The organism is Pseudomonas sp. LBUM1656 (assembly GCF_059716065.1).
On record NZ_CP166800.1, the window covers coordinates 796,636 to 823,240 of the forward strand.

General features: G+C 61.2%; 23 protein-coding genes. 19 read left to right on the top strand and 4 right to left on the bottom strand.

What is annotated here, in order from left to right; all coding sequences use genetic code 11:
- The first annotated feature begins 126 nt into the window (after nucleotides 1-126).
- The 11 genes from ACA072_RS03450 to ACA072_RS03500 all read left to right on the top strand — a co-directional run bounded on the left by ACA072_RS03450 (nucleotide 127) and on the right by ACA072_RS03500 (nucleotide 14,826).
- Nucleotides 127-696 (top strand): acyl carrier protein, encoded by a 570-nt coding sequence (locus ACA072_RS03450; protein ID WP_497623150.1) that lies wholly within the window; start codon nucleotides 127-129, stop codon nucleotides 694-696.
- Between the two features lie 8 nt (nucleotides 697-704).
- Nucleotides 705-1,979 carry a beta-ketoacyl-[acyl-carrier-protein] synthase family protein gene (locus ACA072_RS03455; RefSeq protein ID WP_497623152.1) on the top strand — a complete coding sequence of 425 codons (1,275 nt, stop codon included), beginning with the start codon at nucleotides 705-707 and terminating at the stop codon, nucleotides 1,977-1,979.
- A 1-nt stretch (nucleotide 1,980) separates the two neighbouring features.
- Nucleotides 1,981-3,039, top strand: coding sequence for a beta-ketoacyl synthase (locus ACA072_RS03460; protein WP_497623154.1), 1,059 nt, complete (start codon nucleotides 1,981-1,983; stop codon nucleotides 3,037-3,039).
- Nucleotides 3,036-4,331, top strand: coding sequence for a beta-ketoacyl-[acyl-carrier-protein] synthase family protein (locus tag ACA072_RS03465; protein ID WP_497623156.1), 1,296 nt, complete (start codon nucleotides 3,036-3,038; stop codon nucleotides 4,329-4,331). Before ACA072_RS03460 ends, ACA072_RS03465 begins: the two co-directional genes overlap by 4 nt.
- Complete coding sequence (locus ACA072_RS03470) at nucleotides 4,328-5,545, top strand: beta-ketoacyl synthase N-terminal-like domain-containing protein (protein ID WP_497623158.1); 1,218 nt, start codon at nucleotides 4,328-4,330, stop codon at nucleotides 5,543-5,545. The genes ACA072_RS03465 and ACA072_RS03470 overlap by 4 nt, the downstream gene beginning before the upstream one ends.
- 46 nt (nucleotides 5,546-5,591) lie before the next feature.
- Nucleotides 5,592-8,462 carry an aminotransferase class III-fold pyridoxal phosphate-dependent enzyme gene (locus ACA072_RS03475; protein WP_497623159.1) on the top strand — a complete coding sequence of 957 codons (2,871 nt, stop codon included), beginning with the start codon at nucleotides 5,592-5,594 and terminating at the stop codon, nucleotides 8,460-8,462.
- A 9-nt stretch (nucleotides 8,463-8,471) separates the two neighbouring features.
- On the top strand, nucleotides 8,472-9,209 hold the full coding sequence (locus ACA072_RS03480) for a 3-oxoacyl-ACP reductase family protein (protein ID WP_497623161.1): 738 nt from the start codon (nucleotides 8,472-8,474) through the stop codon (nucleotides 9,207-9,209).
- The gene (locus ACA072_RS03485; RefSeq protein ID WP_497623163.1) at nucleotides 9,206-9,970 is read left to right on the top strand and encodes an SDR family NAD(P)-dependent oxidoreductase; all 765 of its coding nucleotides are present in this window, start codon (nucleotides 9,206-9,208) and stop codon (nucleotides 9,968-9,970) included. Before ACA072_RS03480 ends, ACA072_RS03485 begins: the two co-directional genes overlap by 4 nt.
- Nucleotides 9,971-9,972: 2 nt before the next feature.
- Nucleotides 9,973-11,271: a DUF1302 domain-containing protein gene (locus ACA072_RS03490; protein WP_497623165.1), complete on the top strand. Its 1,299-nt coding sequence runs from the start codon at nucleotides 9,973-9,975 to the stop codon at nucleotides 11,269-11,271.
- A gap of 69 nt (nucleotides 11,272-11,340) precedes the next feature.
- Entirely contained in the window at nucleotides 11,341-12,177 is an 837-nt protein-coding gene (locus ACA072_RS03495) for an outer membrane lipoprotein-sorting protein (RefSeq protein ID WP_497623167.1), read from the top strand.
- Nucleotides 12,178-12,210: 33 nt separating this feature from the next.
- Complete coding sequence (locus ACA072_RS03500) at nucleotides 12,211-14,826, top strand: efflux RND transporter permease subunit (RefSeq protein ID WP_497623169.1); 2,616 nt, start codon at nucleotides 12,211-12,213, stop codon at nucleotides 14,824-14,826.
- 66 nt (nucleotides 14,827-14,892) lie between these two features.
- Here ACA072_RS03500 and ACA072_RS03505 read toward each other — a convergent pair whose 3' ends face one another.
- The 3 genes from ACA072_RS03505 to ACA072_RS03515 all read right to left on the bottom strand — a co-directional run bounded on the left by ACA072_RS03505 (nucleotide 14,893) and on the right by ACA072_RS03515 (nucleotide 17,025).
- Entirely contained in the window at nucleotides 14,893-15,303 is a 411-nt protein-coding gene (locus ACA072_RS03505; protein ID WP_497623171.1) for a MerR family transcriptional regulator, read from the bottom strand.
- 200 nt (nucleotides 15,304-15,503) lie between these two features.
- Entirely contained in the window at nucleotides 15,504-16,079 is a 576-nt protein-coding gene (locus ACA072_RS03510) for an NAD(P)H-dependent oxidoreductase (RefSeq protein WP_497623172.1), read from the bottom strand.
- A 55-nt stretch (nucleotides 16,080-16,134) separates the two neighbouring features.
- Nucleotides 16,135-17,025: a LysR family transcriptional regulator gene (locus ACA072_RS03515; RefSeq protein ID WP_497623174.1), complete on the bottom strand. Its 891-nt coding sequence runs from the start codon at nucleotides 17,023-17,025 to the stop codon at nucleotides 16,135-16,137.
- A 223-nt stretch (nucleotides 17,026-17,248) separates the two neighbouring features.
- On the opposite strand from ACA072_RS03515, the gene ACA072_RS03520 reads away from it, so the two are divergent.
- Entirely contained in the window at nucleotides 17,249-18,013 is a 765-nt protein-coding gene (locus ACA072_RS03520) for a sulfite exporter TauE/SafE family protein (RefSeq protein WP_497623175.1), read from the top strand.
- On the opposite strand, the gene ACA072_RS03525 is transcribed toward ACA072_RS03520, so the two are convergent.
- Entirely contained in the window at nucleotides 18,003-18,317 is a 315-nt protein-coding gene (locus tag ACA072_RS03525; RefSeq protein ID WP_497623177.1) for a putative quinol monooxygenase, read from the bottom strand. The genes ACA072_RS03520 and ACA072_RS03525 overlap by 11 nt on opposite strands.
- A gap of 161 nt (nucleotides 18,318-18,478) precedes the next feature.
- Between ACA072_RS03525 and mdaB the strand changes: the two genes are divergently transcribed.
- The 7 genes from mdaB (at nucleotide 18,479) to ACA072_RS03560 (ending at nucleotide 26,553) form a co-directional block, all read left to right on the top strand.
- Nucleotides 18,479-19,069 carry an NADPH:quinone oxidoreductase MdaB gene (gene mdaB, locus ACA072_RS03530; RefSeq protein ID WP_497623178.1) on the top strand — a complete coding sequence of 197 codons (591 nt, stop codon included), beginning with the start codon at nucleotides 18,479-18,481 and terminating at the stop codon, nucleotides 19,067-19,069.
- A gap of 57 nt (nucleotides 19,070-19,126) precedes the next feature.
- Nucleotides 19,127-20,038, top strand: coding sequence for a LysR substrate-binding domain-containing protein (locus ACA072_RS03535; protein WP_497623180.1), 912 nt, complete (start codon nucleotides 19,127-19,129; stop codon nucleotides 20,036-20,038).
- Nucleotides 20,039-20,141: 103 nt separating this feature from the next.
- Entirely contained in the window at nucleotides 20,142-21,035 is an 894-nt protein-coding gene (locus ACA072_RS03540; protein ID WP_497623182.1) for an NAD-dependent epimerase/dehydratase family protein, read from the top strand.
- Nucleotides 21,036-21,240: 205 nt separating this feature from the next.
- Nucleotides 21,241-22,686, top strand: a complete 1,446-nt coding sequence (locus ACA072_RS03545; protein ID WP_497623184.1) for a SulP family inorganic anion transporter — start codon at nucleotides 21,241-21,243, stop codon at nucleotides 22,684-22,686.
- A gap of 182 nt (nucleotides 22,687-22,868) precedes the next feature.
- Nucleotides 22,869-24,218 (top strand): GntT/GntP/DsdX family permease, encoded by a 1,350-nt coding sequence (locus ACA072_RS03550; RefSeq protein ID WP_497623186.1) that lies wholly within the window; start codon nucleotides 22,869-22,871, stop codon nucleotides 24,216-24,218.
- Between the two features lie 15 nt (nucleotides 24,219-24,233).
- On the top strand, nucleotides 24,234-25,094 hold the full coding sequence (locus ACA072_RS03555; protein WP_219096629.1) for a MurR/RpiR family transcriptional regulator: 861 nt from the start codon (nucleotides 24,234-24,236) through the stop codon (nucleotides 25,092-25,094).
- 1 nt (nucleotide 25,095) lies between these two features.
- Nucleotides 25,096-26,553, top strand: coding sequence for an N-acyl-D-amino-acid deacylase family protein (locus ACA072_RS03560; protein ID WP_497623188.1), 1,458 nt, complete (start codon nucleotides 25,096-25,098; stop codon nucleotides 26,551-26,553).
- The last annotated feature ends 52 nt before the right edge of the window (nucleotides 26,554-26,605 follow it).

Below are 26,605 nucleotides of genomic sequence, written 5' to 3' on the forward strand. Positions count from 1 at the left end.
GAATAGTTCGTTGACTCTCCCCTTAAGGGCAGAGTTTAGATTTCCGCCGCGTGAGAAGTTGCTGTGGGAATAGTTACTTCAAGCATACGGAATTCATGAAGAAAATCACGATAAAGGGAGATAGAGATGAACAATCCATTGGAGTTGGAAAACGTCATTGCCAGCACCCGCGAGATCCTCGCGCAACTGTTGGTGATGAGCGCCGATGATATCGATGAGAACAGCAGTATCGTCGAGGACCTCAGCGCCGATTCGCTGGATATCGTCGACTTGAGTTTTCAGCTGGGCCGTCAGTATGGCTGCACCTTGCCCAAAACCAGCGTGCTTGATCACGCCGTCACTGTCTGCGGCGACGCCAGCGAGTTCCTGGCCAGCGGTCGCATTACCGAAAACGGCAAGGCCTTGCTCGAACAGAGCCTCAGCGCCTACTCCCCGGATCAGCTTCAGTCCGGCATGCAACCGGCGCAGGTATTTGCCGCCACCACCGTGCGCAACTGGGCGCAACAGTGCCGCAACCTCTTCAACTATCTGCCGCAGAACTGCCCCGATTGCGGCGCTCATCAAGCCGTGCTGAACGAACGTCAGCAAGTGGTGTGTGGCGCTTGCAGTGCACGGCTGGTGCCGGCCGACGGCGACGAGGTTTCACGCCGGCTGGTGGAGCAATTTGTGGCCACTCACGCCCAAGAGACGGTGTAGGAGTTCTCATGCGGGCACGAGAAGTCTATGTGACCGGATTCGGTCTGGTGGCGCCCATGGCGCTGGACGCCGACACGTTGTTCGAGCGGATCTGCCAGAAGCAGTCCTGTGTTCGCGAACATCCACGGTTCAAGGCGCTGGGCTTCAACAACAGCGCTGCCGGGTTTATCGATGACGGCCAGTGGCAGCAGATCGCTGCGGGTTTCGGCGGCAATGCTGCGCTGCATCCGCGGCAAAGTGTGCTGGCCGGGTTTGTCGCTCGACAAGCCATGCAGCACGCCGGTCTGACGCCGACAGCCTTTGCTCACACCCGCAGTGGATTGTTCCTTGGGGCCAACAAGTACTGCGCGGACAGTCACGATCTGCATCGGGCCAGTCGCTGCATGGATGAGGCGGGACGTGTCGATCTGGATCAACTGCTGGATAACCCGGCAGCGTCGAGCGCGGTCTTCGGTCGCCGGGTCGATCAGCAGACGCTGCACCTGGCCGAGACGCTCGGTATCCGCGATCACATTTCGACCCACTCCGATGCCTGCGCCGCCGGCACCATGGCGATCGGCAGCGCCTACCGGGCGATCGAGCGCGGCGAAATCGACCTGGCCATTTGCGGCGCCGTCGAACTGATGGCCAACGAGTTGCCGTATTACATGTTCAACAGCCTCGGCGCGCTGTGCCAGGCCGACCTGCCGGCCAGCGAGCAGAGTCGACCCTTCATGCCGGACCGTTGCGGCTTCGTGATCAGCGAAGGCGCGGCGATGATCATTCTCGAATCCGCCGAGCATGCCCAGCGTCGCAAAGCCACGCCGTTGGGGCGCGTGTTGGGTTACGCGAATGTGTGCGAGGCACAAAAAATGACCTCCAGCAGCCGGGATGGCAGCAAATACGAGGAATGCATGGAAGCCGCAATCGAAGACGCCGGGTTGCTCAGCAGCGCCGTGCAACACGTCAATACTCACGGCACGTCCACCCAGGCCAACGACAGCTGCGAAGCCTTGGCTCTGCAGCGAGTGTTCGGCGAGTGCCAGGAACACGTGACGTTCACCGCCAACAAATCGGCCATCGGTCATTCCCTGGCGGGCAGCGGCGCGATTGAAGCGGTGCTGTCATTGATCAGCCTGCGGGATGGCGTGCTGTTGCCGACCCTGAACTACGATCACGACCGCGCCGAATACCCCTCACTGAAGTTTCTCAGCGAACCGATGCGCCAGTCGATCAACGTGGTGATGTCCAACTCGTTCGGTTTCGGCGGCGTCAACAGCTCGCTGGTTCTGGGGAGGGCATGACATGAGCCTTGCCGTTTACATCCATTCGGCGGCCGTATTGAACGCCGCCGGCAGCGAATGTGCCGACCTGCTCGGGACGCCACCGTCGTCGCAACCCTTGGCATTTGACGCGACTCGGCGGGCTTACTCGCTGCCGACGCCGCGCCTGGCCAGCGATCTGTTCGACCGCAAGATCCAGCGCAGCGTCGAACCCCAGGGCTTGCGCCTGTTGCATTGCGCGGCGCGCCTGGCCCCCGTGCTGGCAGCCCTGCAACTGCCGCCGGCACGGATCGCCCTGACGGCGGCCATTCCTGAGGTCGACGCGCCAAGCCCATGCTGGGACGCGGTGCAAGCGATCGGCGAGCAACCGCAAAAGCCTCTGGCACAGCTGTTGGCCAACACACCGCCGCTGCATGCCCTGACGCTGCTCAACAGCAGCGTGATGGCCTACGTCGCCGAAGCGTTGCAATGTCACGGGCCGATGGGCGGATTTTGTTCCCAGGACAACGCCGGGCTCGATGCGCTGATCGAAGCGTGCCAGCAAATTGTCGAGCAACGCGCCGACGCTGCGCTGGTGGTCAGCAGCAGTCCGAACCTGACGCCGGCTCTGTATCTGCGTGAGCCCCATCAGCCCGACGAAGCGATTTATGGCGAAGGTGCCGCGGCGCTGCTGCTCAGCTCGGCGCCTTCGCGCACCACCCCGAACGCCTTGCGCATTGCCGGGTTCGCCCGGGGTTACAGCGCTGATCCGCAACGGGGCGCCGCGGTTGCCCGGCGGGTGATCGACCAGGCACTGAGTCTGGAAAAACTGTGCCTCGGTGACGTCGAGCAAATCGTCGCCAATCCCGAGGATGCGCAATTGATGAGCTTGTTCGCCGGGCGCCCACGGGACGTTCGCAGCACTCGTGCCCTGACCGGCGATCTTGGCGCCAGCGCCTTGCTGACCGACATCGCGCTGGCCTTGCACGATACCCACAACGCCTCGGCGACACCGGGCTACACGCTGTTTATCAGCCATAGCCGCGCCGGTCATTGGGGCGCCTTGCTGCTGGCCAGTGAAACCATGGAGAAGCACACATGAGCGCGACACGGATTGTGATCACCGGCATGGGCGCCGTGACCGGGTTCGGTTTCGAATGGCAGACCCTCTGGGAAAAAATGCTCGGCGCCGAACATTGTGTACGTCCATGGCAGCCCGACGGGGTGGAGGACGGCACGTTCCCGGTGCGCTACGCCGCGGCCGTGGATATGAACCTGTTGCCCGAGGCCTTGAAGGGCCATCCGGCCTGGAGCGTTGACCTGGAAAAACGCAGCCGCTTTGGCTGGGTGGCCGCCACTCAAGCGGTGAAAGACAGCGGACTTGCGCCTGAGCAGCTACGTGAAGCCGCCGTGCTCTGCGCCTCGGGCGCGCCCCAACACATGCTGGCCGACATGCTGTTGACCCAGGCCCCGGATGACCAAGCCCCGGGCTGGCAACACCTGATGCCCCGTGCCGATCAGGTAAGTGCCGAGGGCTCGCTGCGTCAAAGCAATGATCGACTGGCGCGGGTGATTGCCGACGGATTGGGCTGCGAAGGGCCTGTGATCAATATCAGCAGCGCGTGCGCCGGAGCCTCCCAGGCCATCGGCAACGCCTTCCAGATGATTCGTCGCGGTGAAGTGAGCGTGGCGATTGCCGGTGGCGCCGATTCGGTGCTGAACCTCGACACCATGGCCGCGCTGTACCTGCTCGGCGCGGCCTCGAGCGAACAGCGCTGGGGTGTCGATCTGTGCCGGCCGTTCGACCGTGACCGCAGCGGCCTGATTGCCGGCGAGGGCGGTGGTTTCGTGGTGCTGGAAAGCCTTGAGCATGCGCTGGCGCGAGGTGCGACGCCGTATGCCGAAGTGCTCGGCTTCGGCAGCAGCCTGGACGCCTACAAAGTCACCGCCCCGCAACCCGAAGGTCGGGGCGCAGCGCTGGCAATGCAAGCCGCGCTGGACGACGCCGGCCTGCGTGCGCAACAAATCGATCTGATCAACGCCCACGGCACTTCGACACCGCTCAATGACGTCGCCGAAACCCTGGCGATCAAAAGTGTGTTCGCCGAGCACAAGCATTACCGGTCCCTGGCTGTCAGTGCCAACAAATCGCAGTTCGGGCATTTGATTGCCGCCGCCGGCGCACCCGAATGCATGGTCACGGCACTGGCATGCCTGAACGATCTGGTCACGCCGACCGTGAACCTGCATGACGTCGATGAGCAGTGCGACCTGGACTATTGCGCCGGGCAAGCGGTCAGCCGCCGAGTGGATTTTGCCTTGAGCAACTCCTTCGGTTTTGGCGGACTCAACACTTCGCTGGCCTTGGGCAAATACCGGGAGCACGGACAATGACGGGCGCTACTGTGCGCGTTGCCATCGCCGGCAGCGGTTGCGTATTACCCAGCGGCTGGGGCGTGCAACGCTTCTGGTCGGCGGCCAGTGAGGCCCGCAGCGGCATCGCTTTGCTGCAGTCGAAGTTGTTTCACAGTGAGCGCGTGACGGCTTTCGGGCATGTCAGTGATGAAGACCATCAAACCAGTCGCCAGGACGTGGCCCAGAACCTCCAGCGTTACTGCCCGCCGGCCGTGATCTGGGGTGTCAGCGCGGTGCGTCAGGCCCTGGCCGAAGCCGGGCTTGAACCGGGCAACGACGGGCTGCGTTATGGCCTCTATTGCTGTCAGGGCGGTTACACCCATCCGTCGTTGGCGGCCTATGGCGAGTTGCTTCACGAGTGCCGCGATGAGTCCGGCGCCGACATGCGGCGCCTCGCTCAACGGGTGTTGCAGGAGCGCGCGCTCGACCCGTTCCTGGTGCTCAAAAGCCTGAGCAACGGCTTGCTCGGGATTGTCAGCCTGGCGCTGAAACTGGAGTGCGAATGCAACGCTTACATGCAAGGCGTGGCCGGCAATCTGGCGGCCTTGCGCGAGGCGTGCGCGGCGTTGCAAAGCGGTCGTATCGATGCGGCGATTGTGGTCGGCGCCGGCAGTGAACTCGATCCGTTGGCGCTGGCCGCACTGGCCGAGGCGGGCGTGATCAGCACCGATGGTTCCCAAACCTTGCGTGCATTTGATCGCCAAGGCACGGGCGGGATTGCCGGTGAAGGCGCGGCGGCATTGATTTTGCGCCGGGCCGACGATTTACCGGATGGGCCGCAGACCTGGCTGTCGGGACTTTCCGCCCACCCACGTCTGGGGTCGTTGAACCTGCCGGACAAGCAGGTCGATTTGCTGGTCAGCAGCGCCACTGGCGATCCGCACAAGGACGCCGACCTGGCCCGCACGCTGGCCCGCGCCGGTGCCGCGCACATCACCAGTAGCGTGCCGGTGACCGGCATTCTCAGCGGCGCGCCCAGCCTGGTCGACCTGATCCTGGCCCGCAACGCACTGCACGCACAGCGTGTGCCGCCGATCATCGGGATGCAGCAGTCGGTGGATCCGCAGCTGCCGTTTGTGCTCGGTGAGGGCCGGGACGCGGTGTTGCGTGACTGCCTGATCATCAACCGCGACGACAACGGTTTCAGCGCCTGTTACCAACTCGATTATCAGTCGGCCGGCCAGCCGTTTTGAGCGCATTGAATCACTTCTATTTTTCTGTTTAAGGGATATGACTGTCATGGATTACCGCGATTACGTACGACCTAAATTCGTTGAATTGATGCAGGCCCTGGGCCTGGAATGCCAGTTCCACCGGGCGCTGGGCAGCAAGCTGTTTTACCGCGACAAACAAGGCGCCGAGGTGACCGTCACCGACTTTCTCGGTGGTTACGGCGCTGCGTTGTATGGCCACAATGACCCGCAGTTCGTCGATCAACTCTGCGGCCTGTTGCGCGCCGATGTGCCGTTCAATGCGCAGATGTCCGTGCGTGGCGCCGCCGGTATGCTGGGGCGCGAACTCAGCGAGGCCTTCAACCGGGAGTTGAACAACAACGAGCGCTACATTTCGACCTTCTCCAACAGTGGCGCCGAGTCGGTGGAAATAGCCGTCAAGCATGCCGAATACCGCCGTCAGAAAACCTTGCAGAAGCAATTCGACGAACGGGATTTCGCCCTGGCCAACCTGACCGCCAGCGACAAGGCCTATGTCGAACTGGACGTTGATGACCTCGACCTGCCCGTGGGCTTGCTGCCGGACAATCTGACTTATGTGACCGTGCGCCAAGTCGTGGAAGCAGTGCGTCAACACAACCTCGCGCAGTTGCATGTCGAGCCGGTGTTCGTCGCCCTGCGCGGCAGCTTCCACGGCAAACTGGTGAACACGGTTCAGCTGACGTACGGCAAACAGTACCGCCAGCCGTTCGCCCGCTTTGGCCTCAACGTCGAGTTCATCGATCCGCAACAACCCCAACAACTTCAGGATTTACCGGCCCGTCACACGCGGCATTGGCTGAGCCTGGAGTGGAGTGGCGAGACCTTGCAGGTGCGCCGTGAGGCTTTCAGCGCGATCACGGCGGTGTTGCTGGAGCCGATCCAGGGCGAGGGCGGCATCAACGAGTTCGCCAGCGAGTTTTACCTGGGCCTGCGTCGCCTGTGCAACGAGCAGCAATGCCCGCTGATCATCGACGAAGTGCAATCGGGTTTCGGCCGCACCGGCACGTTGCTCGGCGCCAGCCATTTCAACTTGCAGGGCGATTACTACTGCCTGTCCAAGGCGTTGGGCGGTGGCTTGATGAAAATTGCCGCGACAGTGATCCGCGCCAGCCACTACGAAAACGATTTCAGCTACATCCACAGCTCGACCTTTGCCGAGGACGATGCCTCATGCCATATCGCCCTGTCGGCGTTGCGCCGCTTGTTCGAGAACGACAGCGCAATGCTCAAGGACGTGAACAAAAAAGGCGAATACCTCAAGTCGTCGTTGCTCGAACTCAAAGCCGCGTACCCGGACGTGATTGCCGATGTGCGGGGTCGCGGCTTGTTGTTGGGCTTCGAACTGCACGACCTGACCGGTACCAGTTCGCTGGTGCAGGCGTCGGCGCAGTACAACGATGCGCTGGGTTACATCATCGCCGGCTACCTGCTGCAATTCGAATCGCTGCGGGTCGCCCCGTCGGGCAGCAACGCCAACGTGATTCGCCTGGAGCCGCCGGTGTGCATCACTTTCGAGGAAATCGACGGCTTGATCGGCTCGTTGCAAAAGGTCTGCGACATGCTGCGTCGCCGCGATGCCTTCCCGCTGGCGGCCGGGGTGTGCGCCGACAGCATCCCCGAAGTACCGGCCCGCGAGGTGAGCTTCAAGGAGCCTGAAAATCTCCCAAAGCCTGACGAGAACGTTCGCGTGGTGGCGCGTGTGGCGTTCATCAATCACCTGATCGATTCGGACATGCTCAGTGATGTCGACCCATCGCTGTCCACCCTCAGCGCCGAACAGAAACGTGAGTTCATCAAGCGCATGGCCCCGGAGCGACGTGCTGCGCCAATCGGCCCGGTGCTGATCCGGTCGAAACTCGGCACCGCCGTGGAGTTCACCCTGTACCCGTTGTGCATGGACTCCGATGCCATGGCCGCGTACATCGCCAGTGGTGACCTGGACACCATTCGTGATGAAGTCGGCAATCGTATCCGCGATGCCCGGGCCGATGGCTACAGCGTGGCCGGTCTGGGCATGTACACCTCGATCGTCACCAACAACTGTCAGGCGCTGAAGATCCCCGACATGGCGCTGACCTCGGGCAATGCGCTGACCATCGGCATGGGCCTGGAAGCGATCGAGCAGGGCTGTAAGCAGCAAGGCCTGGAACTGAGCCAGCAGACGGCAGCAGTGGTCGGCGCGGCCGGCAACATTGCTTCGACTTACGCCTCGTTGCTGTCCACCAGTGTCGAACACCTGATTCTTATCGGTAGCGGCCGCGACGGCTCCCTGCGGCGTCTGGAGAAGACCGCCCAGCTGATTTACGCCGAGGCCGCCCGCGCGATTCTCAAAGGTGTCGCCGAGCACGACCGCCTCGCCAGCCGCTTGCAGAAACTCGATGGCATCGACGCGTTGTTGCAGGCCCACGGTGCTGGCGCCGACCTCGGTTTGCGAGTGCAGCGCCTGGTCGAAGAGCACCTGGGTGCGAATGCATTCATCACCGTCAGCAATGACCTCGATGTGCTGAAACAGGCGCGCATCGTGCTCTGTGCGGCGAACGCCCCTCAACCGTTTCTCGGTGCCGATCACTTCGCCGAAAACAGCGTGATCTGCGACATCGCGGTACCGCTGAACGTCGATCAGAACCTCTCCAGCCAACGGCCCGACGTGCTGTACATGCACGGCGGGATTGTCCAGACCCCGTTGGGCGATGGCCTGATCCGCAACGTGCGCGCCTACCTCAAGGAAGGCCAGCTGTACGCCTGCATGGCGGAGTCGGTGTTGATGGGGTTGTCCGGGATGAAGCAGCACTACTCCTATGGCGATATCAGCCGCGAGCAAGTGCAGCAGATTCGTGCCTTGGCCGCGACCCACGGCTTCAGCCTCGCCCAGTTCAAGACTGACAACTCACTCTAAGGAACGGTCATGCCGAATAAAGTAGCAGTGGTGACCGGTGGCAGTCGTGGCATCGGCCGGGCGATTGTCCTGGCCCTGGCCGGCGCGGGCTATCAGATCGCATTCAGTTATGTACGCGATGAAGTGGCCGCCATGTCCTTGCGTGACGAGGTCCAGGTATTGGGCCTCGAGTGTCTGGCGCTGCAATGCGATGTCAGCAGTGGCGACAGCATCAAAGGCTTTTTTGAACGGGTCGACCAGCATTTCCAGCGCATCGATTTGCTGGTCAACAACGCCGGCATCACCCGTGACGGGTTGCTGGCGACGATGCCGAGCCTCGACATCATCGAGGTCATCCAAACCAACCTGATCGGCACCTTGCTCTGCTGTCAGCAAGTGGTGCCGTCCATGATGCGCCAGCGCAGCGGGTGCATCGTCAACATCAGCTCGGTGGCGGCGCAGAAGCCAGGCAAAGGCCAAAGCAACTATGCCGCGGCCAAGGGCGGCGTCGAAGCGCTGACCCGTGCTCTGGCAGTGGAGCTGGCGCCGCGCAACATTCGGGTGAATGCGGTGGCCCCGGGCATCGTCAACACCGAAATGAGCACCGCGCTGATCGGCAGTCAGGAACAGGAAATCCAGTCGCGGTTGCTGATCAAGCGTTACGCCGAACCTCATGAGATTGCCGAGGCGGTGCTGTACATCGCCGATCGCGGTTTGTACCTGACGGGTGAGGTCTTGCCGGTCAACGGCGGGTTGAAAATGCCATGAGCCGGACCATTCTGATTACCGGTGCCGCCAAAGGCATCGGCCGCGCGGTAGCAGAGAATTTTGCCACCGACGCCGGGCACCGCTTGATCCTGCTGGACCTGGATTTGCCGGAACTGCAACGCTGGGTCGACGAGCAGCACGGGCAGATCAAGGCCCGGGTCGAAACCCATGCCGCGAACATTGCCGACCTGCCGGGCATGGAAGCGTTCTTCAAGATGCTCGCAAAACAAGTGGATTATGTCGATGTGCTGGTCAACAGCGCCGGCATCTGCAACGAGAATGAACCGGAAGATTTGCACAACTGGCACAAGGTGATTTCGGTCAACCTCAACGGTACGTTCTACGTCACGTCGTTGTGCCTGCCGTTGATGCCGGATCGCGGGCGGATCATCAACATGTCCTCGATCCTCGGCCGCGCCGGCAAGGTCCGCAACACCGCGTACTGCGCGTCCAAGCACGGCATCGTCGGTATGACCAAAGCCCTGGCGATGGACCTGGCACCCCGGCTGATCACCGTCAATGCGATTCTGCCCGCGTGGATCGATACGCCCATGCTGCAAGGTGAACTGGCGGCGCAAGCGGCCATTGCCGGGCTGACCCAGGAACAGATCCTGCGCAACGCCAAGAAGAAACTGCCGATGCGCCGCTTCATTCAAAGCGAGGAAGTCGCGGCGATGGTGCGTTACCTGGCGAGCCCCGAAGCGGGCGGGGTGACCGCCCAGAGCCTGGTGATCGACGGCGGTGTCGGGTTGGGAATGTAGCCATGCCGGGATCACACATCAACCGCGCCGCGTGGGCGGTATTGGCCTGCATGGTCACACCGCCAGCGTTGGCTGAATTGACGGTCGAAGACTTCAAACCGGATTACGCCGACGCCGAAGTCGGCGTGGCCACTGCGTTGCGCTTGCACGGTGACGACCAGGTCACCCAGAAGGCCATGTATTTCAAGGCCAACCTGGAAGACAACTGGGACGGCGGTTACTACAAGGCCAAGGGCCGGGTGCGTTACGACGCCCGCTACGACGGCAACAATCCGTACAGCGAACGGGCGCGGGACAAATACCGCTTCGACGCTGACTGGCGGCATTTGTACTGGGGCCAGTCGGTGGGCGACGGCGAGGTGACTATCGGCTGGCAGCAAGTGGTCTGGGGGCGTGCCGATGAGTTACGGGTGCTCGACCAGATCAACCCGGTGGACTATCGCGATGGCCTGACTCCGCTACTGGAAGACAGCCGCATCGCGGTGCCCATGGTGCGATTTGCGCAACCGGTGGGCGAGTGGGAACTGGAGGCGCTGTGGGTCACCGATTTTGTGAGAAACCAGCCGCCGGTGGCTGGCAGCGAGTTCGACGCGCCGCTGTTTGCCGCGCCGGATCCTCAGTATTTCCTGCTGGATTCCAAGCCCGGCTACGACGGTGACAAGGGCTTTTCGTATGGCCTGAGCGCCAACGGCCGGATCGGTTCGGTGGACACCAGTTTCGTCGCACTGAACGCACGCCAGCAGGACCCGGTGTACGCCGTAGAAGGCCTGGCCGATGACGGCCGCACGCGACTGGAACGCCAGTTTCCCCGTTACACCATGGGCGGCGCGGGACTGGCGATCGACGCCGGTCACAGCATCGTGGTGCGCAGCGAAATTGCCTGGTTCGACAACTGGCGGGTGACCAATCCGACCCGTGCCTACGGCGCCGACAGCACCCCGATGGTCAAGTCGTTGCTGGGTGTCGATTACCTGCTGCGCGACTGGCTGATTTCCGTGCAGTGGCAGCAACAGCAACTGCTCGACTGGCAGGACGGCATGCTGCAAGACAAGCGCGAGCACCTGTTCACCTTATCCGCCGAGGGCACTCATTGGCAGGACCGACTCAAGAGCCGGCTGGTGGTCGCTGCCTCGCCACCGTTTAGCGACGATGCGCTGTTGCAAGGCATCTTCACCTACAAACCGGTGGACTGGATCAAGCTCGGGCTGGAAGTGGATGTGTTCTTCGGCAAGCCCGACAAGCCCTTCGGCGAGTACGACAACCGCGATCAAGTGCGGCTGTCCGCCGGTTATCTGTTTTAACCCCATGACGCCTGCGTGCCCCTGGCGCATTGGCTCGACCATATTCATCTGACGAAAAGGGAAGTTCCCATGTTGCCGCTATTCAAAAGTCTGACCGCCGCCGCATTGATCCTGAGCGGCGCTTGCGCCACCGCCGCCGACGGCCAGAATGCCGATGAAATCATCCGCCAGGTGCGGGATCGAAATGACGGCAAAAGCTTTATGTCCCAAGTGTCGCTGATCCTCCACGACAAGAAGGGCAATACCCGGGTTCGCGAGTTCACTTACCTGCAAAAGGATTACCCGGACAGCGACAAATTCAGCATGTATTTCTCGGCCCCCACCGACGTGCGCGACGTGGCCTTTCATATCGAAAACCCCCACGAAACCCTGGGCCTGGAAGACAGCCAGTGGATGTACTTGCCGGTCAGCCGCCAGACGCGGCGGATCTCCACCACCGACAAGCGCGGCTCGTTCATGGGCAGTGAGTACTCCTACGCGGACCTGGACAAGATCCGGGTCAAGGATTACACCCAGACGCTGGTCGGCGAAGAGCAGGTCAAGGGCCGCGATTGCTACGTGATCGAGCGTGAGCCGGCGTCGCCCGAGGTGCTGGCCAAAACCGGCTACAACAAACTGAAAGTGTGGATCGACAAGCAGAATTTCCTGGTCATGCGTCAGGACTTCTTTGACGTCAAAGGCGTGCTGGTCAAGCAAATGCGCACGCAAAAGGTCGACACCATCGACTCGATCGACAGCATCGTGCTGAGCGAAACCGAGCACTTCATCGACGGCACGCGTTCCGAGATGCGCTTCAACCACCTGCAATACAACGTGCAACTGGAAGACCGCTTGTTCACCCAGACCGCCATCAAGCGCGGGCTGAAAACCGGCGACGTGCCGGACTTTGCCGTGTCTGCCCGCTAAGCACCGACCCCGACGACCCTGGAACGCATGATCATGGAAAGATACCTGAACTTCGTCGAGCGCTATGCGCGGGCGATCGTTTTTCTGCTGGTGGCGGTCACGGCGTATTTCACCTATACGCTGGGCGCGCTGATCTCCGACACCAACCCTTATCTGCTCAAGGAAACTCATCCGGCGCGCAAGACCATCATCGACCTGCAAAGCGAATTCACCGGCACGTTCGACTCGGTGATGGTGGCCATCAACAACCCGCAGACGGTGTTCAACAAGCCGACCCTCAACGCACTGTTTTCGATGTCGCAATCGTTGCGCAAGATGATCCTGGCCAACGACGCCGACAAGGCGCAGTTGACGCAACTCGTCGCCAGGCATCCGGACGACAGCCGTGCACAGTTGCTGGCGCGGGACATTCTGGAGAACGGGTTTTCCCAGAACGACTACGCCCAGGCCAAGGCCCTGCGTGATTACGCCCAGCGCCAGGACTGGGATGTCCATGATCAGCAATTCCTGACTTTTCTCGCCGAGCGAATCAACCCGATTCGCGAAATGGCGTCGATGGGCGATCTGGAAAACATCGTGCTGACCGACGATGGCGAGTTGCTGATCCACAAGACCCTCAACGCCTACGACATGGACCCGGCACTGGTCGAGTCGCAGATCATGGGCAATGAGCTGATGGTCGACGGGGTGGTCTCCAAGGACAAAAAAGTCGCGATGCTGGTGGCGGAACTGGGCACCAAACAGGACGACGCCCAGGCGCAACTGCGCGCCTACCAGATCGTGCGCGGCATCGTCGCGGACTATCAGGCGGCGCACCCCGAGTTCAAGGATGAGATCTTCATTGCTGGCATGCCGATCTTCATCGCAGCCCAGCAGGAGATCATCGACCATGACCTGGCGGTGCTGTTTCCGATTGTCTTTCTGCTGATCACCCTGCTGTTGATTTTCTTTTTCCGCAAACCGCTGGGCGTGCTGTTGCCGCTGTTCAATATTCTGTTCTGCACCATCTGGACACTGGGCCTGATGGCCTTGCTGCGAGTGCCGTTCGACTTGCTGACCAGCGTCCTGCCGGTGTTTCTGTTCACCATTTGCTGCTCGGATGCGATCCATGTGATGGCCGAGTATTACGAGCAGAAAAACGCCGGTAAGAGTAACCGTGAAGCCAATCGCGAGACGCAACGGCTGATGGTGGTGCCTGTGGTGTTGACGACGGTGACCACCATCGCCACCTTTATGATTTCCACCACCAACAACATTGTCAGCATTCGCAATTTCGGCGTATTCATGTCCATCGGTCTGACGGCGGCGCTGATCATTTCACTGTTGCTGATTCCGGCCTGGATCTCGATCTGGGGCAAGGATCAAACCCCGAAAACCCTGGCCGCGGTGCACAAGGAATCGATCATCTCGCGCTATCTGGTAGCGTTTTGTGCGCGACTGATTCAGTGGCGCAAGCCGATCCTGATGGTGACCCTGCCGTTGCTGGTCTTGATGGCAGTGTTCACCTTCCGTGTCGATATCGAAGACTCGGGCATCGCCTACTTCAAGCCCGAGAGTCATATCCGAGTTTCGGACCAGTTCATCAACCAGGCCAAGGTCGCGGGCACGGCACCGGGCTGGATCGCCATCGACAGCAAAGAGCCGCGCGGCGTGCTGACCACGGAGGTGGTGCAGTTCATCGACAAACTCGACCACTTCATCAAGCAGCAACCGCACGTCAGTTACGGCTACTCCCTGGCGACCTACGTCAAGCGCATGAACCTGGTGCTCAACGACATGAACCCCGACTACTTGCGCGTGCCTCAGGCGCTGGAGCAAGTCACGTCGGTCAATGACGAGGGGCAGGTCGAACGGTTCGAGGTGGCGGGCAACTCACTGATCGAGCAGCACGTGATGCTGTTCGAGAACGGCGGCGGTTCGGACCTCAACAACGTGCTCAACGCCGACTATTCCAAGGCGCTGACGCTGTACACCATGACGTCGTCGGTGGCCAGCGACTACCAGGCCATGCTGGATCGGCTCGATGCCTGGTTGCTGGTGAACAAACCGGCCAACCTCGAGGTGACGCACGCTGGCACCCCGTTGATCTGGACCGGCGTGTTGCAGGAAATCACCCAGGGCCAGGTCTTGAGTTTTTCCCTGGCGTTGCTGGTGGTCACGCTGATGATGATGTATTGGCTCAAGTCGGTACGGTTGGGCGTACTCGGCATGCTGACCCTGTTGACCACCTCGGTGACGGTGTATGGCTTCATGTTCCTGTTCGGCATCGAGCTGAACATCGGCACGACGCTGGTGACCTTCCTGGTGGTTGGCGTGGTCGATTACGCGGTGCACCTGCTGTCACGGATCAAACTGCTGGTGCAGCAAGGCATTCATATTGATGCGGCTATTTTGCAGGCGATGCACAGCGTCGGCCGTTCAACCGTGGTCAACGTGGTGATTTTCTCCGTGGGTTTCATGGCGCTGCTGTTTTCCGACTTCAAGCCTATTGTCGATCTGGGCGCGCTGGTGGCGATGGCGCTGTTTTCCAGCGGTGTCATGACCATTCTGCTGGTGACGCTGGTGTCACCGTGGTTCTTCGCGGCGATTGTTCCGGTCGCGCCAGTGCCGGAAAAAGATCGAGCGGTGGGGAAGCCCGCCTTGAGCTGATCTGATGACCGGCACCGCAGGCGCTAAGTCGGCCTGCGAGCCGGCTCATCCAGCGCAGCAAAGTCTTCAGTTCAGTGTATTGCCCGGGTTTTTTTCGCCGTAGCGGGCGATGCGCTCGAACTGACATTCTTCTCGGGCATCGTTGAGGTTGTTCTCGAATTCTTCGAGGCCATTGTGCAGTTGCTGTAGAGCGCCGATCTGGGAGACCAGCTCGGCCTTTTTTTCGGCAATCGCTTTTTGCGCCATGTCCCACGGGAATTCGTCACCGTGGTAGTTGTTCAACATCACCTGCAGCTCTTTGAGCTTGAAACCCAGTTGCTGGGCGCACTTGATGAACGTCAACACCTCGACACTCTGCTGGCTGTAGATGCGGTATTTGCCTTCACGCTTGGGCTCGGGCAGCAGGCCGATTTCTTCGTAATGGCGAATGCTTTTGACTGTGGTGCCCGACAGCTGGGCGGCTTTGCCGATATACATAAAGATCCGTCTCGATGATCAAACAGGGCGTAGCGCGACCAGGCCTCATGCCTGATCGGAGCGAATAATATAGTGAATAACATTCAAAGGTTGCAGCGGCGTGTAAATGACGCGCACAGCCGACGAACGACCGCTTGAGAGGGGGACGTGGGGACGGGCTGACGGCGAGGGCGCGCCGTCAGCAGGCAGCGAAGGGTGCGTCAGCTACCGGCGGTGACCCGGGCCTGTTCCAGCCAGGCGTCGCGCTGGGTCGACTTGGAGCCCAGGATCGGCCCGAAAGTCAGGGTCTTCAACGGCTTGATGCCGCAGAACTCCAGGGTCGTCTTGCGCATCTGGTGCAGGCCGGGCATGCGATAGACCCATTTGTAATACCAGGGCGGCGTGTCCATGGTCACCAGTAAATGCGCGGTCCGGCCCTTGAGCAGTTTGTCGGGGAAGGCCTTGCCTTCACGGTATTTGAAGGCAAAACCGGGGAGGAAAATGCGGTCGAGAAAGCCTTTCATCAAGGCCGGTATCCCGCCCCACCAGATCGGATAAACGAACGTCAGGTGTTCGGCCCAGGTGATATCGGCCTGGGCTTGCAACAGGTCCGGCTCCAGCGGCTGAATAGTGTTATAGCCGTCGTGCAAGACCGGATCAAAGTCCAGCGCATCCAGACGCAGTAGCCGCACGTCGTGACCAGCATCCTTGGCGGCCTGGACGTAAGTTTCGCTCAGCGCACCGCAGAAACTGTCGGTGGAGGGGTGACCCAGAATCACGAGCATTCGTTTGCTCATCGCGTGTACTCCTGAAATGAAGCCCGCAGCATAGAGTCTGCCCCTAACGGTAGAGTCAAGGCGTTCCCGGCGTCAGTGCCTCCAGCAAGGCCCGGGCGTAACCGGGCAGGCTGTCGAAGTCGCGAGCACAGATTTTCAGGGTGCGGTTGGCCCAGTCTTCGGGAAGAGAGCGGGTCGTGACCGCTTGTGCCTGTGGCCATCGCTCGATGGCTACCCGAGGCACGATGGCCAATCCTGCGCCGCGCGCAACCATGCGAATGACCCCATCGAAGCCGTCGGCACGAATGCGGATCGGCATGCGCTGACCAATGTGCAGGGCCTGTTCTTCCAGGTGAATGGCCAAGGCACTGCTGGCAGTCAAGGCCACATAGTCGTGGCTCAAGGTGTCGGCGAAGGTCAGTGACGGGTGTTTGGTCAGGGGATGTTCCGGGGGCAGGATCAACACCAGCGGGTCATCGCGAAACGGTCGGGTGTGCAGGTCATCGGTGTCCACCGCGTCGGACACGATCCCGAGGTCTGCCGCCCCCTGACGCAACGCATGGGTGATGCGGGCGCTGGGCAGCTCTTGAAGGTCGATGTCGAGGTTCGGATGCTCGCGTAGAAAATCGGCGAGCAGCTCCGGCAGGTATTCGGTGATCGCAGTGGTGTTGCACAACAACCGCACCTGACCTTTGACGCCCTTGGCGTATTCGGCCAGGTCCTGCTGCAGGCGTTCGGCTTGTTGCAGCAGGGCCCGGGCGTGTTTTGCCAGGGCTTTGCCGGCCGGGGTTGGTGTGACACCGCGACGACCGCGGTCCAGGAAGTCGATGCCCAGCGAGGCTTCCATGGCGCGGATTCGTGCGCTCGCGGCTGCCAGGGATAAATGGCTGCGGGCGGCACCGGCGGTGATGTTGCCGGTGTCGAGGATGTTCAGGTAGAGGCGCAGGTCGGTCAGGTCGAAGTGCATCGGTGCAGCCTCGGAAGGTGTGTTGTCTGGACGGGCGCCTTCGCGAGCAAGCCCGCTCCCACAGGTGGCCGCGTCGTCCGGGCTTGCTCGGTCCACTGTGGGAGCGGGCTTGCTCGCGAAGGCGTCAGCAACCGCAGCGAAATTATCAGCCTCTTGCCATGCAATAGGCAGTCTCAGTATATGGCAGATTTTCAAGCCGCCAATCCAGGCACACCATTGCCCCATGAATACTCTGACCGCGTTCTATCAAAACCTCGGTTTGGCCCTTTCCCTGCTGGTAATCGCCACTTTTCTACTGGCCGGCATGATCAAAGGCATCATCGGCCTCGGCCTGCCCACCATCGCCATGGGCCTGCTCGGTCTGGCTATGGCGCCGTCGCAGGCTGCGGCGCTGTTGATCATTCCCGCAACCCTCACCAATGTCTGGCAACTGGTATTCGGCGGGCATTTGCTCGGTTTGATCAAACGGTTGTGGCCAATGCTGCTGGCGATCTTAATCGGCACCGGGGCAGGCACAGTATGGATCGGCATGGCCGGTGGTCATTGGGTGGTGCGGGGGTTGGGCGCTGCGCTGTTGCTCTATGCGATGAGCGGTTTATTCCTGCCAGCCTTGCGCGTCGAAGGTCGAACCGAACGCTGGCTCGGTCCGCTGTGCGGCGTGCTGACAGGCGTTATCACATCAGCCACCGGCGTCTTCGTGATACCGGCGGTGCCTTATCTGCAAGCATTGGGTTTGAGCAAGGATGAACTGGTGCAGGCGCTGGGCCTGTCGTTCACCGTCTCGACCCTCGCCCTGGCCGCCGGACTGTTATGGCGCGGTGCCCTCGGCGGTGGCGAGTTGAGCGCGTCATTGCTGGCGCTGGTTCCGGCGGTGCTCGGCATGCTGCTGGGTCAATGGCTTCGCCAGCGGATCAGCGCCGTGCTGTTCAAACGCGTGTTCTTCATCGGCCTTGGCCTGCTCGGCGGCCACTTGCTGATCAGCGGGTAGCGGAAGACGGGCTAAGCATTTCTATGGCGCGAATATCGAAATCCCGCTCCAGGTACTCCATGCGCATGTCACGGAACTGCTGCATGTGTGGCAGGTTCGAGTGCACGTCGAGATGTTCCTGGGACTGCCAGATCTCGTAGAAGATAAACAGCGTCGGGTCCTGTTTGTCGCGCAGCATGTGGTACTCGATGCAGCCGGGCTCGGCGCGACTGGCTTCTACGTAGCCGCTGAAAAACGCTTCGAAGGCGTCGGATTTTTCCGGGCGGGTCTTGGCGTGCAGGATGAAGCCTTGCATTTCACTCATCAGAAATCCCCTCAAGTTCAGAATCGGCGCAAGTGTATGGCAACAATCGCCTGTCGATTCGTGCGTATTGGTCAAATGAATTTTGCGAATTCAACGCTTATTCCGCGCGAGGCAGGTCGTTACTCTGCCGCCATCGAATTCCCAACCTTCCGAGACTGCTCATGAAAAAAGTCCTGTTGCTCAATGGCGGCAAAAAGTTCGCCCACTCTGATGGCCGCTACAACACCACCCTGCATGAAGCTGCGCTGAGCGTGTTGGATCGTGGTGGTGTCGATGTGAAAGCCACTTTTATCGACGAGGGGTACGACGTTGCCGAAGAAGTTGCCAAGTTCCTCTGGGCCGATGTGATCATCTATCAGATGCCCGGCTGGTGGATGGGCGCGCCGTGGACCGTGAAAAAGTACATCGACGAAGTCTTCACCGAAGGCCACGGCAGCCTCTACGCCAGCGACGGCCGCACCCGTTCCGACGCCTCGCAAAAGTACGGCAGCGGTGGTTTGGTGCACGGCAAGCAATACATGTTGTCGCTGACCTGGAACGCACCGCAGCAAGCCTTTGACGACCCGACCGATTTCTTCGAAGGCAAGGGCGTGGACGCGGTTTACTTCCCGTTCCACAAGGCCAACGAATTCCTTGGCATGACCGGTTTGCCGACCTTCCTGGCGGTCGATGTGATGAAACGTCCGGATATCGAAGGCGACGTGGCGCGCTATGAACAGCATTTGACTGAGGTGTTCGGTCTGCCAGCGTGAGGTTCCTTTTGCCCCGCATCCAGCTACTATCAAGCCAGTTTTGAATGAGGGGCATCCGTGAAAGCCAGATCCGATGAGTTGCAGATTTTCGTCTGCGTGATTGAGTGCGGGTCGATCTCCGCGGCGGCCGAACAGGTCGGGCAGACGCCTTCGGCGGTCAGCCGCACGCTGTCTCGGCTGGAGGCCAAACTCGATACCACGCTGATCAACCGCACTACGCGGCGCATGGACTTGACGGAGGAGGGTAAGTATTTCTTTGAACACGCCAAGCTGATTCTCGATCAGATGGACGAGCTCGAAGAACGCCTGACCTCACGCCAGCAAACCCCGTCCGGGCGTTTGCGGATCAACGCCGCGTCGCCGTTCATGCTGCACGCCATCGTGCCGTACATCGACGAGTTCCGCCGGCTCTACCCGGACATCCAGCTCGAACTCAACAGCAACGACCTGATCATCGACTTGCTCGAACAAAGCACCGACATCGCCATCCGCATCGGCACACTGGCCGATTCGACCCTGCACGCGCGCTCGCTGGGTTGCAGCCCGCTGCACATCGTCGCCAGCCCGGCGTACCTTGAGCAACACGGAACCCCGGCCGCTGTTGCCGACCTGACCGGGCATGCGTTGCTGGGTTTCACCCAGAACGAAGGCCTCAACCAGTGGCCGTTGCGGTATGTGCACGGTGATCGTTGGCCGATTCAGGCTTCGATCAGTGCCTCCAGCGGCGAGACGATCCGGCACTTGGCGCTGGAAGGTCAGGGCATTGCCTGCCTGTCGCACTTCATGACGATCGACGACATTCGCGCCGGTCGATTACAGGTGCTGCTGGCGGATTTCAACAGTGGCTATCGCCAGCCGATCAACGCGGTGTATTACCGCAACTCGCAACTTGCCCTGCGTATCCAGTGCTTCCTGGACTTCATCCAGGGCAAATTGGCGGCGTATGCGAATGCGGACTTCAAAGGCTGATTCGTGACTCCTGCGCAAGAGTGATTTGGGTCAGCGGGTCTGTTTCGTCACGGGACGGTCCTCGATACTCAATGCATCACTTATTCACGCAGGGAGTTTCTCCATGAACGTATTCGTTACCGGCGCCGCTGGATTCATCGGCGGCTCCATCGCTACCGGTCTTGTTCGGGCGGGCCACCAGGTCACCGGCCTGGTTCGCAATGCCGAACAAGCCACTGAACTGAGCGCACTGGGCATTACCCCGGTGATCGGCACTCTTGACGACAGCGCACTATTGGCCGAACAGGCCCGCGTAGCCGATGCCGTGATCAATGCCGCCAGCAGCGACCATCGTGGCGCGGTGGAAGCCTTGCTCAATGCCTTGCGCGGCTCCCACAAAGTGTTCCTGCACACCAGCGGTTCGAGCATCGTCGGCGATGCGTCGGGCGGTAAATCCAGCGACGTCATCTACTTCGAAGACAGCCTGCCGGAACCGACCGTCGACAAGGCCGCCCGCGTGGCCATCGACAACCTGATCCTTGCGGCGGCAAAAGACGGCGTGAACTCGGCCGTGATCTGCAACACCCTGATTTACGGCCACAGCCTGGGCGTCAATCGTGACAGCGTGCAACTGCCGCGCTTGCTGAAACAGGCGCGTAAAAGCGGTGTGGTCCGGCATGTCGGCACGGGACAGAACATCTGGTCCAATGTGCACATCGAAGACGTGGTGTCCCTGTACCTGCTGGCGCTGGCCAAGAATGTTCCGGGCACGTTTTACTTCGTCGAAAGCGGTGAGGCGTCGTTCATCGACATGACCACCGCCATGGCTGAAGCCCTGAAACTGGGCAAGGCGCAAGACTGGCCGTTGAAAGAGGCCGAAGCCGAGTGGGGTTATGAAATGGCCAACTATGGTTTGGGTTCCAACAGCCGGGTGCGCGGCAAGCATGCGCGTGAATTGCTGGGTTGGGTGCCGAAGCGGACGTCGGTGGTTGAGTGGATTCGGGACGAGATGGTTTGAGTTCGCTTTAGACCACGTCGCCACCTTCGCGAGCAAGCCCGCTCCCACATTTTGATCTTCATAGGACACAGATTTTGTGTGCAGCGCAGATCCACTGTGGGAGCGGGCTTGCTCGCGAAGGCGTTTTCGGCAGCCCGACAACTGGCCGGGCCGTGCTCAATTCCGTAACATCCGCTCCCTCTTTCCCTGTTGTGTCCGACCTTCCATGAAACCCAAACGTCTGCGCGCCGATGTCCTGGCCGGACTCACCACCTCTTTTGCCCTGCTCCCCGAATGCATTGCCTTCGCGCTGGTGGCCCATCTCAATCCGCTGATGGGGCTTTACGGTGCGTTCATCATTTGCACCCTCACCGCGCTTTTCGGCGGGCGCCCGGGCATGGTCTCCGGTGCGGCCGGTTCGATGGCGGTGGTGATCGTCGCGCTGGTGGTGCAGCACGGCGTGCAGTATCTACTCGCGACCGTGTTGCTCGGTGGCCTGATCATGCTGGCGTTCGGGCTGCTGAGACTGGGCAAACTGGTACGCATGGTGCCGCATCCGGTGATGCTCGGTTTCGTCAACGGCCTGGCGATCATCATTGCCCTGGCCCAACTCGAACACTTCAAGGATGGCGAAACCTGGCTCAGCGGCACGCCGTTGTACATGATGACCGGGTTGGTGGTGGTCACGATGGCAATCGTTTACCTGCTACCGCGCCTGACGCGTGCCGTGCCGCCGGCGCTGGTGGCGATCCTGAGTGTCGGGCTGGCGGTGTATCTACTCGGCCTGCCGACGCGCACCCTGGGCGACATGGCGCATATCGCTGGCGGTTTGCCGGCGTTCGCGTTGCCAGACATTGCGTGGAGCCTGGAGACCCTGCGCATCATCGCGCCCTACGCGATCTTGATGGCGCTGGTCGGTCTGCTGGAAACCCTGCTGACCCTGAACCTCACCGACGAGATCACCGAGAGCCGTGGCTTTCCGGATCGCGAGTGCGTGGCGTTGGGCGCGGCCAATATGGTGTCCGGTGTGTTTGGCGGCATGGGTGGTTGCGCGATGATCGGGCAGACCGTCATCAACCTCAGTTCCGGTGGTCGTGGCCGGCTGTCCGGTGTGGTGGCCGGGGTGCTGATTCTGCTGTTCATTCTGTTTCTGTCGCCGCTGATCGAGCGCATACCGTTGGCCGCGCTGGTCGGCGTGATGTTCGTGGTGTCGCAACAGACCTTTGCATGGGCGTCGTTGCGGGTGGTGAACAAGGTCCCGCTGAACGATGTATTGGTGATTGTCGCGGTAACGGTCATCACCGTGTTTACCGACCTGGCGACCGCCGTGCTGTGCGGGATCATCATCGCGGCGCTCAACTTTGCCTGGCAGCAGGCCCGCGAGCTGTATGCCGACGCTCATCTCGAAACCGATGGCAGCAAGCTCTATCATCTCCATGGCACGCTGTTCTTTGCCTCGACCACGCCTTTTCTCAATCAGTTTGATCCTGCCAACGATCCGCCTGTCGTGACCATCGACTGCCGCCACTTGAGCTTTGTCGACTACTCGGCCATCGCCGCGCTCAAGACGCTGCGTGAGCGCTACGCCAAGGCCGGTAAGCATTTGCGCGTGCTGCATTTGTCCGAGCGCTGCAAGAAACTGCTCAAGCGCGCTCGCGTGAATCACGACTGAGATCCACGCAGGTGCGATGTAAATCCGCCTGCCTGATTTTCATATCCACCGACCTCACATACCTCTGCACGACATCCCTTACCTCTGCACGAAAATAACTTTCACCTCGTTTGAATATCGCGTCTCGAAATGTTTTAAGAGTTTCACAAAACTTTCGACGTGACCCTTTCGAGGAGTACCGCATGACCCTGTCCTTCGGCTATTGGCTGCTGGTGTATGCCGCTATCGCCATCATTGCCCTGATCGTTCTGATCGCCCGTTACCGGCTTAATCCGTTCATTGTCATCACCCTGGTCTCCATCGGCCTCGCGCTGCTGGCCGGCATGCCGCCGTCCGGCGTGGTCGGCGCGTACGAGGCCGGAGTCGGCAAAACCCTGGGGCACATCGCGCTGGTGGTGGCGCTGGGCACGATGCTCGGCAAGATGATGGCCGAGTCCGGCGGTGCCGAGCAGGTGGCGCGGACCTTGATCGACCGGTTCGGCGAGAAGAACGCGCACTGGGCCATGGTGTGCATCGCCTTCCTGGTCGGGCTGCCGCTGTTCTTCGAGGTCGGTTTTGTGTTGCTGGTGCCGATTGCCTTTACCGTGGCGCGCCGGGTCGGCGTGTCGATCCTGATGGTCGGTTTGCCGATGGTCGCCGGCCTGTCGGTGGTGCATGCGCTGGTGCCGCCGCACCCGGCGGCCATGCTCGCAGTGCAGGTGTATGGAGCGTCGGTGGGGCAGACGTTGATGTATGCGATCCTGATCGGCATTCCGACGGCGATCATTGCTGGTCCGTTGTACGCCAAATTCATCGTGCCGCGCATTCAACTGCCGGCGGAAAACCCGCTGGAGCGGCAGTTCCTCGACCGCGAACCGCGCGACAGCCTGCCAGGGTTCGGCATCACCATGGCGACCATCCTGTTGCCGGTGGTGCTGATGCTGATCGGCGGTTGGGCCAACCTGCTCTCCACGCCGGGCAGCGGTTTCAACCAGTTCCTGCTGTTTATCGGCAACTCGGTGATCGCGCTGCTGCTGGCAACCCTGCTGAGCTTCTGGACCCTCGGCATCGCCCAGGGCTTCAACCGCGAATCGATCCTCAAGTTCACCAACGAATGCCTGGCACCGACCGCCAGCATCACCTTGCTGGTCGGCGCCGGTGGCGGTTTGAACCGGATTCTGGTGGACGCTGGGGTGACCAACCAGATCGTCAGCCTCGCCGACGAATTTCACCTGTCACCGCTGATCATGGGTTGGCTGTTTGCTGCACTGATGAGGATCGCGACCGGTTCGGCCACCGTGGCGATGACCACCGCCTCGGGCATCGTGGCGCCGGTGGCCATTGGTCTGGAGTATCCGCATCCGGAACTGCTGGTGCTGGCAACCGGTGCCGGGTCAGTGATTTTTTCTCACGTCAACGACGGCGGCTTCTGGTTGATCAAGGAATACTTCAACATGACCGTTGCCCAGACTTTCAAGACCTGGACCGTGCTTGAGACCATTATTTCGGTGGTCGCTTTCGCGCTGACCGTCGGTCTTTCTTACCTGATTTAACCGGAGCCGCCTGCCATGGACATCCTCTATCAGATCCGCGCCCGCCAGGATTCCTTCAGTGCCGGTGAAGGGCGTATCGCACGACTGATGCTCGACGACGTCGGCTTTGCCTCCGCCGCCAGCCTCGATGAGCTGGCGCAGCGAGCGGAAGTCAGCACCGCCACGCTGTCGCGGTTTGCCCGCACGGTGGGCTGTCGCGACCTGCGCGATCTGCGCCTGCAACTGGCCCAGGCGAGCGGCGTCGGCAGCCGTTTCCTCGACCCGGCGGGCACGCCTGACCAGTCGGCGTTCTACGGCCAGATCGTCGGCGATATCGAGTCGACCTTGCGTCAGCACTTGTCGGCGTTCGACGAGTCGCGTTTCGCCGATGCGGTGAAGCTGCTGGGCAAGGCGCGGATGATTCATGCGTTTGGCATGGGCGGTTGCTCGACCTTGTGCAGCGATGAACTGCAAGTGCGGTTGGTGCGCTTCGGCTACCCCATTGCGGCGTGCCACGACCCGGTGATGATGCGCGTCACCGCCGCCAGTCTCGATGCCGAACGCGCCGTGATTGCCTGCTCGCTGACCGGCATCACCCCCGAACTCATCGAAGCCGTCGAACTGGCGCGCAACTACGGCGCACGGATTATCGCCATCACCCGCGCCGATTCGCCGCTGGCGCAATTGGCCGATGTGTTGCTGCCGCTGCAAGGCGTCGAGACCTCGTTCATCTACAAACCCACGGCAGCGCGCTACGGCATGCTGCTGGCCATCGACGTGCTTGCCACCGAGCTGGCGCTGGCCAATCCTGAAAACAATCAAGAACGTCTGCGGCGGATCAAACTCGCCCTCGACGATTACCGCGGCGGCGACGATCACTTGCCGCTGGGAGACTGACATGATGTACGACACGCTGATTCGCAACGCCTTGGTCATCGATGGCAGCAACAGCCCCGGCTATCCCGCCGACGTGGCGATTCTGAACGGTCGCATCGCGTGCATCGGCGACCTGCGCGAGGCCACCGCCAGTGAAGAAATCAACGCCGCCGGCCGCGTACTGGCGCCCGGTTTTATCGACGTGCACACCCACGACGACACGGTGGTGATCCGTCAGCCGCAGATGCTGCCCAAGCTCAGCCAGGGCGTGACCACGGTGATTGTCGGCAACTGCGGAATCAGCGCGTCACCGGTGAGTTTGCGCGGCGATCCGCCGGACCCGATGAATCTGCTCGGCACTTCGGCAGCCTTTGTGTATCCGACGTTCAGCGATTACCGCGCAGCGGTCGAAGCCGCGAACACCACGCTGAATGTCGCTGCACTGGTGGGCCACACCGCGTTGCGCAGCAACCACCTCGACGACCTGTTTCGCACCGCCACGGCGGATGAAATCAGCGCGATGCGCGAGCAACTGTGCGAAAGTCTCGAGGCCGGCGCCCTGGGCTTATCCACCGGTCTGGCCTACGCCAGCGCGTTCTCGGCGTCCACCGATGAAGTGATGCAACTGACCGAAGAACTGACGGCATTCGGCGCGGTGTACACCACCCATTTGCGCAGCGAATTCGAGCCGGTGCTGGAGGCCATGGACGAAGCCTTCCAGATCGGTCGGCATGCGAAATCCCCGGTGATTATTTCCCACCTTAAATGCGCAGGGGCCGGCAACTGGGGGCGGAGTCCGCAAGTGTTGGCCTCGCTTGAGGAGGCTGCGAAAACTCATCCCGTGGGTTGCGATTGTTATCCCTACGCGGCGAGTTCTTCGACCCTGGACCTCAAGCAAGTCACCGACGCCCATCGCATCACCATCACCTGGTCGACGCCGCACCCGGAGCTGGGCGGTCGCGACCTGATGGACATCGCCGCCGAATGGAACCTGCCATTACTCGAGGCCGCCCGGCGACTGCAGCCGGCCGGCGCGGTGTACTACGGCATGGACGAGGCCGATGTACGAAGAATCCTCGCCCATCCGTTGTCGATGGTGGGGTCTGACGGCTTGCCGGAAGACCCGTTCCCGCATCCGCGCTTGTGGGGCGCTTTCCCACGTGTGCTCGGACATTTCAGTCGCGACGTCGGGCTGTTTCCGCTGCACACTGCCGTACACAAAATGACCGGGCTGTCGGCGGCGCGTTTTGGCTTGAAGCATCGGGGTGAAATCCGTGAAGGACATTGGGCGGATCTGGTGTTGTTCGATCCGCTGACCATTCGCGACGTGGCGGACTTCAGTGACCCGCAACGGGCGGCGGAGGGGATTGAGGGGGTGTGGATCAACGGGGTTTTGAGTTACAGCGAAGGCCAGGCGAACGGCAAACGGGAAGGGCGGTTTCTGGCGCGTGAAGGCGACTTGCGTGACGGGTTTCAATGAGGCGGGTGCAGTGGTGGCGTTGTGAGATTAAAGAATCTCGCCGCCAAGCCGA

Coding starts and splice junctions, on each gene's coding strand:
- ACA072_RS03450 (WP_497623150.1), top strand. CDS start 127: ATGAACAATCCATTGGAGTTGGAAAACGTCATTGCCAGCACCCGCGAG.
- ACA072_RS03455 (WP_497623152.1), top strand. CDS start 705: ATGCGGGCACGAGAAGTCTATGTGACCGGATTCGGTCTGGTGGCGCCC.
- ACA072_RS03460 (WP_497623154.1), top strand. CDS start 1,981: ATGAGCCTTGCCGTTTACATCCATTCGGCGGCCGTATTGAACGCCGCC.
- ACA072_RS03465 (WP_497623156.1), top strand. CDS start 3,036: ATGAGCGCGACACGGATTGTGATCACCGGCATGGGCGCCGTGACCGGG.
- ACA072_RS03470 (WP_497623158.1), top strand. CDS start 4,328: ATGACGGGCGCTACTGTGCGCGTTGCCATCGCCGGCAGCGGTTGCGTA.
- ACA072_RS03475 (WP_497623159.1), top strand. CDS start 5,592: ATGGATTACCGCGATTACGTACGACCTAAATTCGTTGAATTGATGCAG.
- ACA072_RS03480 (WP_497623161.1), top strand. CDS start 8,472: ATGCCGAATAAAGTAGCAGTGGTGACCGGTGGCAGTCGTGGCATCGGC.
- ACA072_RS03485 (WP_497623163.1), top strand. CDS start 9,206: ATGAGCCGGACCATTCTGATTACCGGTGCCGCCAAAGGCATCGGCCGC.
- ACA072_RS03490 (WP_497623165.1), top strand. CDS start 9,973: ATGCCGGGATCACACATCAACCGCGCCGCGTGGGCGGTATTGGCCTGC.
- ACA072_RS03495 (WP_497623167.1), top strand. CDS start 11,341: ATGTTGCCGCTATTCAAAAGTCTGACCGCCGCCGCATTGATCCTGAGC.
- ACA072_RS03500 (WP_497623169.1), top strand. CDS start 12,211: ATGGAAAGATACCTGAACTTCGTCGAGCGCTATGCGCGGGCGATCGTT.
- ACA072_RS03505 (WP_497623171.1), bottom strand. CDS start 15,303: ATGTATATCGGCAAAGCCGCCCAGCTGTCGGGCACCACAGTCAAAAGC.
- ACA072_RS03510 (WP_497623172.1), bottom strand. CDS start 16,079: ATGAGCAAACGAATGCTCGTGATTCTGGGTCACCCCTCCACCGACAGT.
- ACA072_RS03515 (WP_497623174.1), bottom strand. CDS start 17,025: ATGCACTTCGACCTGACCGACCTGCGCCTCTACCTGAACATCCTCGAC.
- ACA072_RS03520 (WP_497623175.1), top strand. CDS start 17,249: ATGAATACTCTGACCGCGTTCTATCAAAACCTCGGTTTGGCCCTTTCC.
- ACA072_RS03525 (WP_497623177.1), bottom strand. CDS start 18,317: ATGAGTGAAATGCAAGGCTTCATCCTGCACGCCAAGACCCGCCCGGAA.
- mdaB (WP_497623178.1), top strand. CDS start 18,479: ATGAAAAAAGTCCTGTTGCTCAATGGCGGCAAAAAGTTCGCCCACTCT.
- ACA072_RS03540 (WP_497623182.1), top strand. CDS start 20,142: ATGAACGTATTCGTTACCGGCGCCGCTGGATTCATCGGCGGCTCCATC.
- ACA072_RS03545 (WP_497623184.1), top strand. CDS start 21,241: ATGAAACCCAAACGTCTGCGCGCCGATGTCCTGGCCGGACTCACCACC.
- ACA072_RS03550 (WP_497623186.1), top strand. CDS start 22,869: ATGACCCTGTCCTTCGGCTATTGGCTGCTGGTGTATGCCGCTATCGCC.
- ACA072_RS03555 (WP_219096629.1), top strand. CDS start 24,234: ATGGACATCCTCTATCAGATCCGCGCCCGCCAGGATTCCTTCAGTGCC.
- ACA072_RS03560 (WP_497623188.1), top strand. CDS start 25,096: ATGATGTACGACACGCTGATTCGCAACGCCTTGGTCATCGATGGCAGC.